Here is a 451-nt window from a genome sequence, read left to right on the forward strand (position 1 = left end):
GCCAGCGGTGGAGTCGCTTGCCGCGCCTGTGCCGGCGCCGCAGGTGTCGGTTCCGCAGCCGACGCCTCAACCTGTTCCCCAGCCCGTGCCCGTCTTGGCACCGCACGAGCCCGATTGGGTCGAGCGCGCCGTGGGCGCTGCCCGCGACTGGCTACTGGGCGGCAACAGCGTGGTGCGGGTCGGCATTCTGGTCCTGTTTTTCGGCGTGGCGTTCCTGCTCAAGTACGCGGCGGACAATAGCCTGCTGCCGGTTGAGTTCCGGCTGGCGGGTGTGGCGGTCGGGGCGATCGTGCTGCTCGGCATCGGTTGGCGCCTGCGCGAAAAGCGTCCGGGCTATGCGCTCGTGCTGCAGGGCGGCGGGGTCGGCGTGCTTTATCTGACGGTGTTTGCTGCGACGCGCGTGGTGCCGTTGCTCAACCCTGGGATGGCGTTTCCGCTGCTGGTGCTGATC

Annotated in this window: 1 protein-coding gene; it reads left to right on the top strand. The window is 69.2% G+C overall.

Annotated elements, in window-relative coordinates; genetic code table 11:
* Positions 1–94 precede the first annotated feature (94 nt).
* A partial coding sequence (locus C1I95_RS37475) for a DUF2339 domain-containing protein (protein ID WP_199524057.1) occupies positions 95–451 on the top strand: 357 nt, incomplete at its 3' end.

It is taken from the genome of Micromonospora craterilacus (assembly GCF_003236315.1).
Classification (GTDB): domain Bacteria; phylum Actinomycetota; class Actinomycetes; order Mycobacteriales; family Micromonosporaceae; genus Micromonospora; species Micromonospora craterilacus.